Genomic DNA, 17,450 nt, shown 5'->3' on the forward strand with positions numbered 1-17,450 from the left:
GGCATGGCCAAGTCGCCGTACACGAAGGGCACGGGCGACACGACGGAGTCCCCGCACGCGGAACGTACGGGCGGCTTGGCGGAGTCGCCGGGTGCGGGCGGTAGCGACGGCATGGCGGAGTTGCCGGACGCGGACGGCACCGGCGGCATCGCGGAGTCCCCGGACGCGGACGGTACCAGCGCTATGCCGGAATCCCCGGAGGTGAGTGGTACCGGCGGCATGGCGCAGTCGCCGGACACGGACGGCACCGGCGGCATCACGGAGTCCCCGGACGCGGACGGCACCGGCGGCATCACGGAGTCCCCGGCCACGGACGGTACCAGCGCTATGCCGGAATCCCCGGAGGTGAGTGGTACCGGCGGCATGGCGCAGTCGCCGGACGCGGACGGCACCGGCGGCACGACGCAGTCGCCGGGTGCGGACGGTGCCGACGGCAAGGCGCTGTCGCCGGACGCGGACGGTACCAGCGGCATCGCGGAGTCCCCGGACGCGGACGACACCGGCGGCACGACGCAGTCGCCGGACGCGGACGGTACCAACGGCATCACGGAGTCCCCGGGCGCGGACGGTACCAGCGGCACGACGCCATCCCCGGAGGGGAGCGGTATCGGCGGCACGACGCCGTCCCAAGACGCGGACAGTGTCGGCGGCACGACGCAGTCGCCGAGTGCGGACGGTACCAACGGCATCGCGGAGTCCCCGGCCACGGACGGTACCAGCGGCACGACGCCGTCCCCAGACGCGGACGATACCGGCGGCACGACGGCGTCGCCGAGTGCGGGCGGTACGTGCGGTATGGCGGAGTCGTCGTAAGGACCAGGGGACGAAGGGCGGGTGGTCATCTCGGCTCCAGGGGAAGGGTGCGGCCGCACCAGCGCCCCCGCGTGCGGCGCGCGCCGTTACGCAGTCCATTAACAGGAGCGCGCCCGGGGCTCCGCAAGCCGGGTGAGGCACCGGTGTGAGCCGCAGGTGGCGGCGGCGCGGTCGGTGCAGACGTGTCCGGCCCCTGCGGCCGTGGCCGCGGCGCCGCTGTCTTCGTCCCGCCCAGGTGCGATCCGCCACCGAGGTGGCGCATTCTTGCTGTGTCATCCACCCGGCGGTACACGGGACGAGGTAGGGCCCATGGCTGGGAGCGGGGAGCGGGCGGTCCGGACACGGTCCCGGCTGGCCGCGCTGCTGGTCGAGACCTCGACCGGCGCACTCGGCGCGGCCCAGGGCCACGTGTCGGGCGTGTACCTGCGTTCCAGCACCCCGGGGCTGCTGCGCCTCGCGGTCCTCGTGGGACTGCCCGGCCCGCTGTTCCGGCCCTGGTGGCGGCTGCACGTCGGCCGCCCCTTCCCGGTGGCCGACGCCTACCGTCTCGGCGTCCAGGTACTACTGCCGAACGCCACGGAGACGGTGCGCCGGTATCCGCAGTTCGCGGCGGGCCTGCCCTTCCCGTTCGGGTCGGTGCATGTGCCCGTGCCGGGCGGATCCGAGCCCCTGGGCGTGCTCACGGTGCTGTGGCCGTCGGCGTCGGACACGACGGACGAGCTGGTGGACCGCGAGCTGCTCGCCCGGCTCGCCGAGGGGCTGGGGGCCGAGCTGCTCGGCCTCGCCGACGGGGACGAGGCGGCGGTGGCCTGGGACGGGGAGCCGCTGTGCGTGCGGCCGCCCGTCACCCAGCCGCGCGAGGCCCGCATGGGCCGGTTCACCTGGGACCCGGCGACCTCGGCGGTACACGCCGACAACCGGCTGTACGCGCTGCTCGGCCTCAAGCCGGACGAGTTCGCGGGGACCGGCCCGGCGCTCGCGGACGCCGTGTCCCCGTCCGACGCGCACCGGATCCTGGCCGCGCTGCGCGAGACCGGCGCCGGGAAACCGCCGCCCGGTCCGCTGCATCTGCGGTCGGGCGACGGCTTTCCGCGGCTGCTCGACCTGTGGCCGGGGCCGGGGCCCGAGGCGGGCGGCGCACCCCTGGTCGACGGAGTCGTCCACGACCCGGGGCCGGCCGCGGCGGCGGACGGCGCGGCGGATCTGCTGCCGCAGGGCGTGTTCTGCGTGGACCGGCTCGGCCTCATCGTGTACGTCAACGCGGCCGCGGCCCGGATGGCGGGCCGGGACCGGGCGTGGCTGCTCGGCCGTCCCCTGGGGGAGGCCATGCCGTGGCTGACCGGACCGCCGTACGACGACCATCTGCGCGGCGCGCTGCTGTCGGCCGAGCCGGTGCACTTCCACGTCCGGCACCCGGCCGCCGAACCCGGTGCGGGCGACTGGCTCGCCCTGTCGGTCCACCCCGGCCCCGACATCCTGACCTGCACGCTCGCCCCGGCCAGCCGCATGGACGCCCCCATGGAGCCGGCTCGTGCCGGTCCCGGGCTGCACGCCCCCGAGGAGGCTGTGACCGGCGACCCGTCGATGACGCCGCTGTACCGGCCCATCGCCCTCGCCATCGCGCTGACGGACGCGGTGACCGCGCGGCAGGTGTCGGCGGTCGTCGTGCAGGAGCTGCTGCCCGCGTTCGGCGGCCGCCGCCTGGCCATCTACCTGCTCCAGGACCGGCACCTGTACCTGGCCTGGGAGACCGGCTTCCCGCAGGGCTTCCTCGCTCCCTTCGAAGGGGTCGGCCTCGACGCGCACCTGCCCGGCGTGGAGACCCTCACCACCGGCCGTCCGCTCTTCTTCGAGTCGATGCAGCAGCTGGACGCCACCTACCCGGGCATCCCCCTGGACGCCGAGGAGGGCGCCCGCGCCTTCCTGCCGCTGATCTCCTCCGGCCGGCCGGTCGGCTCCTGCATCCTCGGCTTCGACCGGCCGCGCAGCTTCAGCACGGAGGAGCGTACGGTCCTCACCGCGCTCGCCGGACTGATCGCGCACGCGATGGAGAAGGCGCAGCGCTACGACACCGAGGCCGCGCTCGCCCGGGGCCTCCAGCAGGCCCTGCTGCCCCGGCGCCTTTCGGCGCACCCGCAGGTGGAGACGGCAGGCCGCTATCTGCCGGGCACCCAGGGCATGGACGTGGGCGGGGACTGGTACGACGTCGTCGAGGCCGGGGACGGGCTCGCGCTGGTCATCGGCGATGTGCAGGGCCACGGAGTGCAGGCGGCGGCCACCATGGGCCAGCTGCGCAGCGCCGTTCGCGCCTTCGCGCTCGGCGACCGGCCGCCCGACGAGGTGATGAGCGGGACGAACCACCTGCTCATCGACCTGGACCCGGGCCAGTTCGCCAGCTGCTGCTACCTCCGTCTCGACCCGGCGACCGGACAGGCCCGGGCGGCCCGGGCGGGGCATCCACCGCCGCTGCTGCGCTGCCCCGACGGCCGGACCCGGGTGCTGGACCTCCCGGGCGGTGTCGTCCTCGGCGTGGATCCTCAGGCCCAGTACCCGGTGGCCGAGCTGCGGCTGGAGCCGGAGGCGATCCTCGCCCTGTACACGGACGGCCTGGTGGAGCGGCCCGGCGCCGACATCGACGACGGAATCTCCGCGCTGCGTCTGGCGCTGGCGAAGGCCGGTGCGGCGGCCGGACGGCGCGGCGCGCGGTCGCTGGCCGGGGTGGCGGACCGGCTGACCTCCACCGCCCGGCATGCCACCGACCGCCCCGACGACGTGGCGCTGCTGCTCGCCACCCGCCGCCCGGCTCCCGCGCATCGCCGGTGACCGGGGCGCTCCGCCGGGCCCGACGGCCGTCACCTCGGACGACGGTCTCGCCTGACGGGGCCGGGCAGTGTAGACATGGGCTCATGGTCCGAATGCCCGCCCGGCCCGCGACTCGGCCGCCCCGTCCGCTCGGGCACCCGCGCGCACCGCAGGGCCCACGGCAGGAGGAGACCGGCACGGACGGCGGCCGGCCGGGTGTGCTGCGCTCGGCGGTGACCGGACGCAGCGTCGCCGGGCAGGTGTTCGTCCTGCAAGTGGTGATCGTGCTGCTGCTGGTCGTGTCGGCCGTGGTGGCACAGGTGCTCCAGGTGCAGCACGACAGCAACACGGAGGCCCGTAACCGCTCCCTCGCCGTCGCCCAGACGTTCGCCAACGCGCCCGGCACCGCGGCCGCGCTGCGCACCCCGCATCCGACGGCGCTCCTGCAGCCGAAGGCCGAGGCCGCCCGCAAGGCGTCCGGCGTGGACTTCGTCGTCGTGATGAACACCGACGGCATCCGCTACACCCACCCCAGACCGGACCGCATCGGCAAGAAGTTCGTCGGGACCATTGCGCCGGCCGTGGCCGGGGGCACCGTGGTCGAGGAGATCCACGGGACGATCGGCGAGCTGGTGCAGGTCGTGGTGCCGGTGAAGGACGCCGGCGGCAAGGTGGTGGGCCTGGTGTCGGCCGGGATCACCACCGCGCACGTGGGCGGCGCCGCCGACCAGCAACTGCCGCTGCTGCTCGCGGCGGCAGCGGCGGCGCTCGCGCTGGCCACGGCGGGCACGGCCCTGGTGAGCAGACGGCTGCTGCGGCAGACGCACGGCCTCGGCCCGTACGAGATGACCCGGATGTACGAGCACCACGACGCGGTGCTGCACGCGGTGCGCGAGGGCGTGCTCATCGTCGGCGGCGACGGCCGGCTGCTGCTCGCCAACGACGAGGCGCACCGCCTGCTGAACCTGCCCGAGGATGCCGAGCAGCGGCACGTGCTGGAACTGGGTCTTGACGACGAGACGGCCGGGCTGCTCGCCTCCGGGCGGGTCGCGACGGACGAGGTGCACCTGGTCAAGGAGCGGCTGCTGGCTGTCAACCAGCGCCCCACCGACCTGCGCGGCGGCCCGGCCGGCAGCGTCACCACGCTACGCGACTCCACGGAGCTGCGCGCCCTGTCGGGCCGTGCGGAGGTGGCGCGCGAGCGGCTGAACATGCTGTACGACGCCGGGGTGGGCATCGGCACCAGCCTGGACGTGAGCCGCACCGCCGAGGAGCTGGCCGAGCTGTCCGTGCCCCGGTTCGCGGACTTCGCCACCGTGGACCTCTTCGACGCGGTGCTGAACGGGGAGGAGCCGAAGCCCGGGACCGCGCTGCGCCGGGCGGCGTTCAGCGGCATCCGCAAGGACGTCCCGCTGTACCCGGTGGGCGAGCGGATCCGGTTCGTGGCGACCTCGCCGCAGGCCCGGTCCCTGACGACCGGGCAGTCCGTCGTCGAGCCCGTGCTGCGCGAGGCGCCCGGCTGGCTCGCCCAGGACCCGGAGCGCACCGAGCAGGTGGTGGCCTGCGGCATCCACTCCCTGATCACCGTGCCACTGCGGGCGGGCAGTCTGGTCCTCGGTCTGGCGAACTTCTGGCGTTCGGAGAAGCCGCAGCCCTTCGACAGCGAGGAGCTGGCCCTCGCCGAGGAGCTGGTCGCGCGGGCCGCCGTGTCCATCGACAACGCCCGCCGCTACACCCGCGAGCACAGCATGGCGGTCACCCTTCAGCGCAGCCTGCTGCCGCGCAGCCTGCCGGAGCAGGGCGCCCTGGAGATCGCCTACCGCTATCTGCCGGCGCAGGCCGGGGTGGGCGGCGACTGGTTCGACGTGCTGCCGCTGTCCGGTGCCCGGGTGGCCATGGTGGTGGGGGACGTCGTGGGTCACGGGCTGCACGCGGCGGCGACGATGGGCCGGCTGCGCACGGCGGTGCACAACTTCTCGGCGCTGGACCTGCCGCCCGACGAACTCCTCTCCCTGCTGGACGAGTTGGTGGGCCGGATCGACCAGGACGAGACCCCGGCCGACGGGGCCGCCGCGGTCACCGGGGCGACCTGCCTGTACGCGGTGTACGACCCGGTCTCCCGGCGCTGCACCATCGCCCGGGCCGGCCATCCGCCGCCCGCGCTCGTGCACCCGGACGGCACGGTGGAGTTCCCGGACGTGCCGGCCGGTCCCCCGCTGGGCCTCGGCGGACTGCCGTTCGAGACGGCGGACCTGGAGCTGGCGGAGGGCAGCCGGCTGGTGCTCTACACCGACGGTCTGGTCGAGGACCGGGACCGGGACATCGACGTCGGTCTGGAGCTGCTGCGCGACGCCCTGGGCCGGGCGCCGGGCGCCTCGCCGGAGGACACCTGCCGGACCGTGCTGGACCGCCTCCCGGCCCGGCCCAGCGACGATGTCGCGCTGATCGTGGCCCGCACCCGGGTCCTCGGCGGCGACCGGGTCGCCGAGTGGCAGGTGCCGTCCGATCCGGCGGCCGTCTCGGAGGTACGGGCCTCGGTCACCCGGCAGTTGGCCGACTGGGGCCTGGAGGAGCTGTCGTTCACGACGGAGCTGATACTGAGCGAGCTGGTCACCAACGCCATCCGCTACGGGCGCGGCCCGATCGGCGTACGGCTGCTGCGCGTCCGGACGCTGATCTGCGAGGTCTCCGACCGCAGTACGACCTCCCCGCACCTGCGGTACGCGGCGAGCACCGACGAGGGCGGCCGGGGCCTGTTCCTGGTCGCGCAGCTCGCGGACCGCTGGGGCACCCGCTACACCCACAACGGCAAGATCATCTGGGCGGAGCAGCCACTGCCCTGAGATCAGCCCGCACATGCGTCGAGGACGCCTCGGGCCGCGGGTGACGCTCTCCGGCATGACGAGACGTTCGCCACGGCCGTGAGGGGCAGGTGGCTGAGCGGCGAGCGCACCCGTCCGGATTCCACCGGGCCCGCCCGAGTTCCCGGTTCGCCTGAGCGACAGCCCCGGAGCCGGATGCGGGTACCTCTCAGCCTACCAAGCCGAACGCCCCCACCCTCGACCCACCGACCCGCACACCCCCTCCTCCCGGCCACCGACCCGAACACCAGCACCTCCCGGCCCACCGAGCCAAACACCCACCTCGACCCACCGACCCGCACACCCCCACCCCTCGGCCCACCGAGTCGGGTGGTGGGTGGGCGAAGGCCGGGGGTCTGGGGGCGGAGCCCCCGGTCGGTGGTGCGGTCGGCTTCGGCCGGAGGCCTACTCGTCGATCACCGCGCCGAAGCGGGCACCATGGGCGGTGCCGCCGAGGGCGCCGGCGCCGTACGACCAGGAGCCGTCGGCGAGCAGCCCGGTGCCGCTCGCGGGCAGCAGCCACACCGCGCCGTCCCCGGCGTTCTCGCCGGGCGCCGCGGCCAGCAGCTCGGCGCGGCCGTCGCCGTCGGTGTCCGCGAGGCGCACCTGGGCGCCCCAGGCGTCGTCGGCCTCGGCGGTGCCGGGGACACCGGCGGTGTTCTGGTCGAAGGACTGGGCGCCGGCCCCGGTCAGGCCCGTGCGGGAGCCGCGCAGCAGCCACACCGCGCCCGCGTCCGCGACCCTGCCCACGTCCTCGCCGGGTGCCCCGACGGCCACGTCGGCGAAGCCGTCGCCGTCGACGTCAGCGACGGACAGATCGGCGCCCCAGGCATCGCCCTTCTCGGCAGTGCCGGGGACGCCCGGCGAGTTCTGCGACCACCACTGGGGAGCGGTGCCCGGGCCCTGGGTGCCGGCCGGTCCGTGCTCACCGCCGTAGTAGACGCCGACCAGGCCGCCGGGCGCGTCCGCGTCGCCGGTGGCGTCGTCGGCGGCGCTGAGCTGGCCGAGGACAAGGTCGTCGTAGCCGTCGCCGTTGATGTCGCCGGAAGCCGAGCCGAGGCCGCCGTGCAGGTCACGCCGGTACGTCAGGCCCTCGGTGCCGCCCGCGTAGTACGCCGACCAGCCCTTGCTGTAGTCGTCGTCGGGGCTGTAGCCGGAGACGACGAGGTCGGCGAAGCCGTCGCGGTCGTAGTCGCCGGTGGTCACATAGGCGGGCTGGAGCCGGTGGCCGGTGGAGTGCGGGGCGCCGACGGGCCGCAGGACGCCCGCGTGGTAGGTGAACACGCGCAGGCCCACCTTCTGGTCGACCACGACGAGCTGGTCGGCGTCGGTGTCCCCGGAGAACCGGGCGGCGGCCACCGCGAGGCCGAAGCGGGCGCCCGCGGCGGGCTTGGCGGCGGTGACGGAGGCGGTGCGCCCGGCGCCGAGGCCCGCCTTGGAGCCGTACAGGACGGTGACGCGACCGGCGTCGGCCACGCTGCCCTCGTCCTCGCCGGGCGCGCCGATGACCGCGTCGTCGTAGCCGTCGCCGTCCAGGTCGCCGGTGGCGACCGCCTCCCCGAAGTCGTCCCAGGCCTCCGAGGTGCCGGGCACGCCCTTGGTGGACTGGCTGATCACCTGGACCCGGCCTTTGGGGACCGTGGTGTTGGTGCCGATGCCGTTCGGGGCACCGTACTGCACGGTGACGTATCCGGCGCCCTTCTTGCCGTCGACGGTGCCCTCCGGGACGCCGGCGAGGACGTCTGTGTAACCGTCGCCGTTGAAGTCGCTGTTGCGGTCGGCGGCGGAGGTGCCGCCGGGGACGCCCGCGAACGCGGACGGCGCGGCGAGGATGCCCGCTCCGGCCAGCAGCAGGAAGGAGGCCGCGGCGACGGCGGCGGAGCCTGCGGTACGGCGGGTGGTGCGCGCGAGAATGCTCATGTCCGTTACCCCCTTGGGATGTTGATGATCCGTCAGTCGGTTGGTCGTGGTTGCCGACGAAGGGTTCGACACGGGGGGTGCGGTGGGAGTTGTGATGCCGGGACGGGCTGTGACACGGCGGTGACAGACGTTGCGGGACCGGGACGCGCGGGTGTGTCAGCCGAGGGCGCGGTCGAGGTTGAAGGCGGCGCTGATGAGGGACAGGTGGGTGAACGCCTGTGGGAAGTTGCCCTGTTGCTCGCCGGTGCGGCCGATCTCCTCGGCGTACAGGCCGAGATGGTTGGCGTAGGTGAGCATCTTCTCGAAGGCCAGCCGGGCCTCGTCGAGCCGGCCTGCCCGGACCAGTGCCTCGACGTACCAGAAGGAGCAGATGGAGAAGGTGCCCTCGTCGCCGCGCAGGCCGTCGGGGCTGGCCTCGGGGTCGTAGCGGTAGACGAGGGAGTCGGAGACCAGGTCGTCGGTGAGGGCGTCCAGAGTGGACAGCCACTTGGGGTCGGTGGGCGCGACGAACTTGGCGAGCGGCATCATCAGCACGGAGGCGTCGAGCACGTCGGCGTCCTCGTACTGCACGAAGGCACTCCGGTACCGGGACCAGCCGCGGTCCATGATCCGCCGGTAGATGGTGTCCCGGGACTGGAGCCAGCGGGGCAGGTCGGCGGGCAGGCCGCGGTGGTTGGCGAGGCGGATGGCCCGCTCGATCGCGACCCAGCACATCAGCCGCGAGTACAGGAAGTTCTTGCGGCCTCCGCGGGTCTCCCACACGCCCTCGTCCGGCTGGTCCCAGTGGTCGCACACCCAGCCCACCAGGTGGCACACGTCGTCCCACTGGTCGCTGGAGATGGGTTGCGCCCACTTGTCGTAGAGGTAGATCGAGTCGATCAGGGCGCCGTATATGTCCAGCTGGAGCTGGTCGGCGGCGGCGTTGCCGACCCGGACCGGGGCCGAGCCCTGGTGTCCCTCCAGGTGGGGAAGTTCGCGTTCGGGCAGGTCGGAGCGGCCGTCGATGCCGTACATGATCTGCAGCGGGCCGGAGCCGTCGCCGCAGCCGGGGCTGATGTGCGTGGTCAGGAACTTCATGAAGGCCTCGGCCTCGCCGCTGAATCCGAGCCTGAGCAGCGCGTAGACGGCGAAGGCGGCATCGCGCACCCACACGTAGCGGTAGTCCCAGTTGCGCTCGCCGCCCAGCTGCTCGGGCAGGCTGGTGGTGGGCGCGGCCACGATGGCGCCGGTGGGGGCGTAGGTCAGGAGCTTGAGGGTGAGGGCGGAGCGGTGCACCATCTCGCGCCAGCGGCCTCGGTAGCGGGACTGGTGCAGCCAGCGCCGCCAGTAGGCGACGGTGGCGTTGAACTCGTGCTCGGCCTCGGTGCGGGCGCAGCCGCGGGGGGCCACCTGGTCGCCGACCTGGTCGAGGGCGAACACCGCCGTCTCGCCTTCGCTCAGCTTGAAGTCGGCCCACGCGTCGCGGCCGTCGCTCTCCACGGTGACGGTGGAGGTGAGCGCCAGGGACTGCTGCGGGGACTCGAAGAGGACCATGCCGTCCAGGGGGCGCAGGGTGTGCGGGTCGGCGCCGTAGTTGAAGCGCGGAGCGATCAGGGCCCGGAAGGGCACCGTACCGCGGACGCACACCACGCGCCGGATCAGCCGGTGCCGGCCCACCTCGCCCGACCCGTCTCCGCTCACGGGCATGAAGTCCTGCACCTCGCCGACGCCGTCCTCGGTGAAGAACCGGGTGATCAGCACGTTGGTGTCGGGGAAGTAGAACTGCTTGGTACGCGCCGGTACGGCCGCGGCCAGCTCGAAACGGCCGCCGCGCTCGGCATCCAGGATGGCCGCGAAGACGCTCGGGGAGTCGAAGGACGGGCAGCAGTACCAGTCGATGGTGCCGTTGGTGCCGACCAGCGCGATGCTGCGCAGGTCGCCGATCAGGCCGTGCTCGGCGATCGGCAGGTAGCGGGGGCTTGTGGACGACTCCTGCTGGAAGGGCATGCCGGCCATGGCTGAGGCCTCCCCGATGGGGTGTGCGGGCTGTTTACCAGCTTAGGGGCGAGTGCTCGGCGGCGACGCGGGCAGACGCTCCTCACCCGGCGCTCCGGCGCCTTCCGGATGCAGGGTGCGCCGAGGCAGGGAATCGTAAGAACGTGCCCCATTCGGCGGCACCGGCACGGATGCGGTCATCCGGACCGAGGAGGAGGCATCATGTCGACATCCACACCCGAAGAGTCCCGGTTGTCCGACGACCACTGCACCCCGGACGCCCTGCTCCACTCCGCACCCGCGAGGGACGTCACCCCGGAGGACCTGGTGATGGCGGCGGGCAGGGACGTCACTCCGGCGACCCTCGCCTGGGCGCGCCGCAAGCTGGAGACCGAAGGCCGAGCGGCCGTCGAGAAGCTGCTGCCCTAGGGCGGTCCGGGAAGCGTCGGGACACCAACGGGGAGGTGCCGGGCAGGGGTGCGCGCCGGTCACGCGGGTGCGCGCCCGCCCGGCGCTCGAGCCTGCCCGCGCAGCGGCGACGCGGGCTCCAGGAGAGGTCCGTCCACGCCGTACGCCTCGATGTCCTGCTGAGCCAGGAACGCGAGCGCCCGGCGTGTGCCGGAGCCGAGCCAGACTCTGTTCGAAGATCGACAGCACCCTGCGCGCGCATTCAACCGCGTAGCCCGCGATCTCACGAAGTTCGTGTTCGCTCAGCTCAAGCTTGTCCGACTCGGTCGGCACGGCTCCAGCTCGCCGCAGGTCGCCAGCGGAGTAAGCCCGCCGGCGCAGGGGTCGCCCCGCACCACATCTCGGCCGCTTGCTGATCTGCCTGTGCCCCGGTCGTCCGCCGACGATGACGCCGTACAGGCGTGCAATTCCCGGCGGCCGAAAGGCGACGGCGCGCTGCTGACAGTGCCGGCGACGGTACGTCAGCATGGCGAACATGTCCGAGAAGCCGAACACCCCGCGCCGGATCGCTGACGACCACGTGGCGCAGGTCGCCGCCCTCGACCCCCTGACCTCCACCCGACTCGGCCTGCACCCCGAGGACGACCGGCAGCCGGATCTGTCGCCGGAGGGCTTCGAGGCGTTCGCCGAACTGGCCCGGCGAACGCTCTCCGCGCTCGACGCGACCGAGCGGGACGGCGAGAAGGACGGCGTGGTGTGGGAGAATGCCGAGCGGAACTGCGCCCGGTTGCTGCGGGAACGGCTGTCCGCGGAACTCGCCCTGCACGAGGCGGGCGACCACTTCCGCGAGCTGCGCAACGTCCGCTCGCCCGTGCACAAGGTGCGGAGCATCTTCACCCTGATGCCCACCGACACCGACGAGAACTGGGCGGCCGTCGCCGGGCGGCTGCGCAACCTGCCCGGGGCGCTGGACGGCTACCGGGCGACCCTGACCGAGGGCATCGCCCGCGGGCTGCTGTGCGCGCCCCGCCAGGCCCGGGCCGTCATCGGGCAGCTCGCCGCCTGGACGGGCCAGGAGGTCGGCGGCGCGAGCTGGTTCGCCACGTTCACGGCTGCCGGTCCGGACCGGCTCAGGCCCGAGCTGGACGCCGCCGCCGACCGGGCGACGACCGCGGTGGCCGGCTTCCGCGACTGGCTGCGCGGCACCTACCTGCCCGCCGCGGACGGCACACCGGACGCCGTCGGCCGCGAGCGCTATCTGCGCTCGGCCCGCTGGGCCAACGGCACCGGTCTGGACCCGGCCGAGGCCTATGCCTGGGCCTGGGAGGAGTTCCACCGCACGGTCGACGAGATGCAGGCCGAGGCCGGCCGCATCCTCCCGGGCGCCACCGCCCGGGAGACCATGGACCACCTGAACCGGCGCGGCCACGCCATCACGGGCGAGGAGAACATCCGCGCCTGGCTCCAGGACATCATCGACGAGGCGATCGACGCCCTCGACGGCACCCACTTCGACATCTCCGGCCCGCTCCGCCGGGTCGAGACGAGGATCGCTCCCCCGGGCAGCTCGGGCGCCCCCTACTACACCGGCCCCAGCCTCGACTTCAGCCGCCCCGGACGCACCTACCTGCCCACTCTGGGCCAACAGACCTTCCCCACCTGGGAGATCGTCAGCACCTGGTACCACGAGGGCGTCCCCGGGCACCACTTGCAGACCGCCCGGTGGACCGCTGCCGTCGACCGCCTGAGCCGCTATCAGATCACCCTCGGTGCGGTCAGCGCCGACAAGGAAGGCTGGGCCCTGTACGCCGAGCGCCTGATGGACGAACTGGGCTTCCTCACCGACCCCGCCCGCCGCCTCGGCTACCTGGACAAGCAGATGCTCCGGATCATCCGTGTGATCGTCGACATCGGCATGCACCTCGAACTCGCCGTCCCCGCCGACTCCGGCTTCCACCCGGGCGAACACTGGACCCCGGACCTCGCCACCGCGTTCATGGCCGCCCACCACGGCAGCGACACCGCCCGCCGCACCAGCGAGATCGACCGCTACCTCGGCTGGCCCGGCCAGGCCATCGGCTACAAGCTGGGCGAGCGCGCCTGGCTGGAGGGCCGCGACTCCGCCCGCCGCCGCCTCGGCACCAGCTTCGACCTGCGCACCTGGCACATGAACGCACTTACCCAGGGCTCCCTGGGCCTCGCCGACCTGGCCGACAACCTCGCCTCGCTGTAACCGAGATGTCCCCCGGGCGGTGGCCTGCCAGACTCCTCGCTCCGACTGGACAGGCCGGCGTGACTTCGGAGGTCTCCAGGGTGGGACGTGCGACTCGCGCGCGCTGCCGCCTTACGCAAGGTGGTGCAGCCGGGAACCTGAGACCTGGCGGCCGTTGACCGACGTGGCAGGAGGGCGGCGACACCGAGCGATGCACCGTCGGCGTTGACGGCGCGCGTACGCGTGCGACGACGCGGTTGCCCGCGAGGCCGCGGCACAGGCCTTCCGCGCGGCACCCGGTGGCTGTCAGACTCCGGAGGGTGCCCGACTTCGACATGCTCGTGATCGGATCCGGACCCGGGGGCCAGAAGGCCGCCATCGCCGCGGCCAAGCTCGGCCGCCGGGTCGCCGTCGTCGACCGCCCCGACATGCTCGGCGGGGTCTCCCTGCACACCGGCACCATCCCCTCCAAGACCCTGCGCGAGGCCGTGCTGTACCTGACCGGTCTCACCCAGCGCGACCTGTACGGGCAGAGCTACCGGCTGAAGGACGACATCACCGTCGCCGACCTGACCGCGCGCACCCGGCACGTGGTCGGCCGGGAGGTGGACGTCGTGCGCAGTCAGCTGTCCCGCAACCAGGTGGCCGTGTACTCCGGCACGGGACGGTTCGCCGATCCGCACACCGTCGCCTTGCGCGATGACGTCACCGGTCACGAACGACTGCTCAGCGCCGAACACATCGTCATCGCCACCGGTACCCGGCCGGCCCGCCCGGACAGCGTGGAGTTCGACGGGCGCACGATCATGGACTCGGACAACGTGCTCTCGCTGGAGCGGGTGCCTCGCTCGATGGTGATCGTGGGTGCCGGTGTGATCGGCATGGAGTACGCCTCGATGTTCGCCGCGCTCGGCAGCAAGGTGACCGTCGTCGAGAAGCGGCCCGCGATGCTGGACCTGTGCGACGTCGAGGTCGTGGAGTCGCTCAAGTACCACCTGCGGGACCTCGCCGTCACCTTCCGCTTCGGGGAGACCGTCGCGGCCGTCGAACGCCATCCCCGGGGCACGCTGACCGTGCTGGAGAGCGGCAAGAAGATCCCGGCCGACACGGTGATGTACTCGGCGGGCCGCCAGGGCCTGACCGCCGGACTCGACCTGGACAGGGCGGGGCTGGCGGCCGATGCGCGCGGCCGGATCACGGTGGACGAGCACTACCGCACCGAGGTGCCGCACATCTACGCCGTAGGTGACGTCATCGGTTTCCCGGCGCTCGCGGCGACCTCGATGGAGCAGGGCAGGGCGGCCGCGTACCACGCCTGCGGGGAGCCGGTCGGGCGCATGCACAATCTCCAGCCGATCGGCATCTACACGATTCCGGAGATCAGCTTCGTCGGCCGTACCGAGGACCAGCTCACCGAGGACTGTGTCCCCTTCGAGGCGGGCATCGCCCGCTACCGGGAACTGGCCCGGGGCCAGATCATCGGGGACTCCCACGGCATGCTGAAGCTGCTGGTCTCACCGGTGGACCGCACCCTGCTCGGTGTGCACTGCTTCGGCTCGGGCGCCACCGAACTGATCCACATCGGCCAGTCCGTGATGGGCTGCGGCGGCACGGTCGACTACCTGGTCAACGCGGTCTTCAACTATCCGACGCTGGCGGAGTCGTACAAGGTGGCCGCGCTGGACGCGACGAACCGGCTGCGCCAGCTCGACCATCTCGCCGACTGAGGGGTATCCCAACAGGTCAGCACACGTTACCGGTTGGTCATCTTGAAAGGTCAACGGCTGCCGCTATCATCACACCCACACGGTGACCGTCCGCCAGCACTCGGCAGCACGGTGTGTCCACCACCCGCTTGGCACCACACCCTTGTCACCGCCCTCGTTTCTTTCTCCCGGCCGGCCCCTGCCCCCGAGGCCACCCCTCTTTCGGGTTCGAGGCGGGTCCACACCCCCCACCCGTACGCCGTCGGGCCAGGCGCCCGTGCGCCGTGCACGACCGGAAAGCGGCACGACCATGAGCAACAACAGGGGCAGAGGCCTGCAGGCCAATGTCCTCGGTACGTTCGACACCGTGGTGATGGCGGTGGCCGGCAGCGCCCCGGCGTACTCGCTCGCCGCGACCACCGCCGTCCTCGTCGGCGCGGTGGGGATGGCCAGCCCGGCCGCCCTGCTGTACTGCGCGATACCCATGCTGGGCATCGCCCTGGCGTTCAGCTATCTCAGCCGGATCGACGTCAACGCGGGCGCCAGCTACTCCTGGGTGGGCCGTACGCTCCACCCGTTCCTGGGCTTCATCAGCGGCTGGGCGCTGGTGATCTCGGCGACCATCTTCATGGTGGCCGGTTCGCTGCCCGCCGGGTCGATGACGCTCGCCCTCTTCGACGCGAAACTCGCGGACAACACGGCGCTGTCCACGGTGGTCGGCGCGGTGTGGTTCCTCGTCATGCTGGGCGTGGTGCTCGGCGGCGCCCGGCTCACCGTCCGCGCCCAGTTGCTGATGTCGGGTGTGGAGCTGGGCATTCTGGCGCTGTTCGCGGTGCTCGCCGTCTTCCACACGCACAACGCGCGCGCCTTCGACTGGTCGTGGCTGGGCTTCTCCCACTTCGACGGCATGGGCGGGTTCGCGTCCGGCGCGCTGCTCGCCGCGTTCTACTACTGGGGCTGGGACGTCACCAGCAACCTCAGCGAGGAGACCCGCAACAGCCGTCGCACGACGGGTCTTGCCGGCCTGATCGGGGTCGGCATCGTCTTCCTGCTGTTCGAGGTGTTCACCATCGCGGTGAACGTCATCCTGACCTCGAAGCAGATCGAGGAGAACGACGCCAACGTGCTCGCGGTGCTGGGCGAGGAGATCTGGCCGGGCTGGGGCGGCAAGCTGCTCATCGTGTCCGTGATGCTGTCCACCATCGCCACGCTGGAGACCACGCTCATCCAGGTCACGCGCTCGCTGTTCGCGATGGGCCGCGACCGTACGATGCCGTCCGCGCTGGGCCGGGTGCACCGCACGTGGAACACGCCCTGGGTGGCGATCGTGGTGGTCGGCGCGGTGGCGCTGGCGATGTTCCTCGCCTCCAACGCGCTCGGCTCGGTGGGCGACATCCTCTCCGACGCGATCTCGGCGATCGGCCTGCAGATCGCGGTCTACTACGGGCTGGCCGGCCTCGCGGTCGTCGTCGCCTACCGCAAGCTGCTGCTGAAGTCGGCGGCCAACTTCGTCTTCGGCGGGCTGTGGCCACTGCTCGGCGCCCTGTTCATGTTCTGGATCTTCGTCGAGTCGCTGGGCGACCTGAGCGATGCCGCCATCGCGATCGGCATGGGCGGACTCGCCGTCGGGCTCGTCCCGATGGTCTGGTACTGGCGCCAGGGCAGTGACTACTACCGGCCCGCGAAGCTGGACGCGACCCGCACCGTCGAGACGGAGTACGTTCCCGACGGCGCCGCGGTGCCGTCGCGGCTGCACGAGGGTCTCCCCACCGACTTCTGAGGGAGCTCCCGATGGCGCGAGACCGTTTCACGCCCGATTTCGACCCCGACTGCGGGGACGCGCCGCTCACCTCCGCCCGGCAGGACATCGTCATCGGCCGCTGGCAGGGCCTCAGGGACCTGCTGTGGATCACCGGCGACGACTGGACGCTGCGCGGCCACCGGGTACGGCTGCTCGCCCAGGCCTGCGCGAGCAGTTCCACGGTGGAGTCGTGGCTGGCCGCCGAGCCGGACAGCGCCGATGCGCAGGTGCTGCGCGCGGCGACCGAGACGGCCCGGGCGTTCCACCTGGCCATCACGGCCGGGCGGGGTGTACCGATCGACCGGGACCGCATCGACACCGCGGTCCTGGCCTGCCTGCACGCCACCGACGCCCGGCCGCAGGACCCGACGCCGTGGGTGTCGCTGATCTCGGTCGCCCGGCTGTATCCGATGGGGGTACGGCGCCGGGAACTGGCCCGCTGGTGGGACGAGTTGCACCGTCGCGACCCGTACAGCGTGGAGGGCCACCTCCAGGTGCTGCATTACTACTCGGCCCGCTGGCACGGCACGCACGGCCTGATGTACGACTTCGCCCGGGACACGGCCGGGGTGGCACCGCCCGGCTGCCCGCTGCCGGTGCTGGTGCAGTACGCCCGGGTCGAGGAGTACCGCTACGCCCTCGACGGGGCCCGCGGCCGGCGGGGCTCGGTGAGCCTCGGCCAGCACTGGGACCACGACGGCGCGGTCAACGACGTACGGCGCACCTGGGAGCGCTGGGTGCGGGCCCGCCCGGCGGGCGGTGTGGCCCCGACGGAGCTGCGGGACCTGAACTACCTGGCGCACGCGGCCTGTCTGGCCGGCACCCCGGACCTCGCCACGGCCCTGCTGCGCATGCTCGGCCGCAGGGCCACCCGCACCCCGTGGTCGTTCACGGGGGATGCGGCACAGCAGCTGACCAAATGGCGCGGGGAGTTGGGGGTGCGGGCTTGAATT

Annotated in this window: 10 protein-coding genes; 8 read left to right on the plus strand and 2 right to left on the minus strand. The window is 72.8% G+C overall.

Features of this window, described 5'->3' with window-relative positions; translation table 11 throughout:
• Nucleotides 1-3 precede the first annotated feature (3 nt).
• The 3 genes from AQI88_RS08895 (at nt 4) to AQI88_RS08905 (ending at nt 6,458) form a co-directional block, all read left to right on the plus strand.
• The gene (locus tag AQI88_RS08895) at nt 4-813 is read left to right on the plus strand and encodes a hypothetical protein (RefSeq protein WP_159050322.1); all 810 of its coding nucleotides are present in this window, start codon (nt 4-6) and stop codon (nt 811-813) included.
• Nucleotides 814-1,122: 309 nt separating this feature from the next.
• Nucleotides 1,123-3,636 carry a SpoIIE family protein phosphatase gene (locus AQI88_RS08900; RefSeq protein WP_066994631.1) on the plus strand — a complete coding sequence of 838 codons (2,514 nt, stop codon included), beginning with the start codon at nt 1,123-1,125 and terminating at the stop codon, nt 3,634-3,636.
• Nucleotides 3,637-3,719: 83 nt separating this feature from the next.
• Entirely contained in the window at nt 3,720-6,458 is a 2,739-nt protein-coding gene (locus AQI88_RS08905) for a SpoIIE family protein phosphatase (RefSeq protein ID WP_107118506.1), read from the plus strand.
• A gap of 423 nt (nt 6,459-6,881) precedes the next feature.
• Here the strand turns inward: AQI88_RS08905 and AQI88_RS08910 are convergent, their stop codons facing one another.
• Together AQI88_RS08910 and AQI88_RS08915 are read right to left on the minus strand one after the other, a co-directional pair.
• Nucleotides 6,882-8,396, minus strand: a complete 1,515-nt coding sequence (locus AQI88_RS08910; protein ID WP_066994636.1) for an FG-GAP repeat protein — start codon at nt 8,394-8,396, stop codon at nt 6,882-6,884.
• Between the two features lie 156 nt (nt 8,397-8,552).
• The gene (locus tag AQI88_RS08915) at nt 8,553-10,391 is read right to left on the minus strand and encodes a glycoside hydrolase family 15 protein (protein WP_066994639.1); all 1,839 of its coding nucleotides are present in this window, start codon (nt 10,389-10,391) and stop codon (nt 8,553-8,555) included.
• Between the two features lie 201 nt (nt 10,392-10,592).
• Between AQI88_RS08915 and AQI88_RS08920 the strand changes: the two genes are divergently transcribed.
• The 5 genes from AQI88_RS08920 to AQI88_RS08940 all read left to right on the plus strand — a co-directional run bounded on the left by AQI88_RS08920 (nt 10,593) and on the right by AQI88_RS08940 (nt 17,447).
• Nucleotides 10,593-10,799 (plus strand): hypothetical protein, encoded by a 207-nt coding sequence (locus tag AQI88_RS08920; RefSeq protein ID WP_066994642.1) that lies wholly within the window; start codon nt 10,593-10,595, stop codon nt 10,797-10,799.
• A gap of 514 nt (nt 10,800-11,313) precedes the next feature.
• Nucleotides 11,314-13,011, plus strand: coding sequence for a DUF885 domain-containing protein (locus AQI88_RS08925; protein ID WP_066995059.1), 1,698 nt, complete (start codon nt 11,314-11,316; stop codon nt 13,009-13,011).
• 299 nt (nt 13,012-13,310) lie between these two features.
• Nucleotides 13,311-14,717, plus strand: a complete 1,407-nt coding sequence (sthA, locus tag AQI88_RS08930; RefSeq protein ID WP_066994646.1) for a Si-specific NAD(P)(+) transhydrogenase — start codon at nt 13,311-13,313, stop codon at nt 14,715-14,717.
• Between the two features lie 289 nt (nt 14,718-15,006).
• Nucleotides 15,007-16,476: an APC family permease gene (locus AQI88_RS08935; RefSeq protein ID WP_066994650.1), complete on the plus strand. Its 1,470-nt coding sequence runs from the start codon at nt 15,007-15,009 to the stop codon at nt 16,474-16,476.
• A gap of 11 nt (nt 16,477-16,487) precedes the next feature.
• Entirely contained in the window at nt 16,488-17,447 is a 960-nt protein-coding gene (locus tag AQI88_RS08940; protein ID WP_066994653.1) for a hypothetical protein, read from the plus strand.
• Nucleotides 17,448-17,450: the final 3 nt, after the last annotated feature.

This window comes from Streptomyces cellostaticus, from assembly GCF_001513965.1.
Classification (GTDB): domain Bacteria; phylum Actinomycetota; class Actinomycetes; order Streptomycetales; family Streptomycetaceae; genus Streptomyces; species Streptomyces cellostaticus.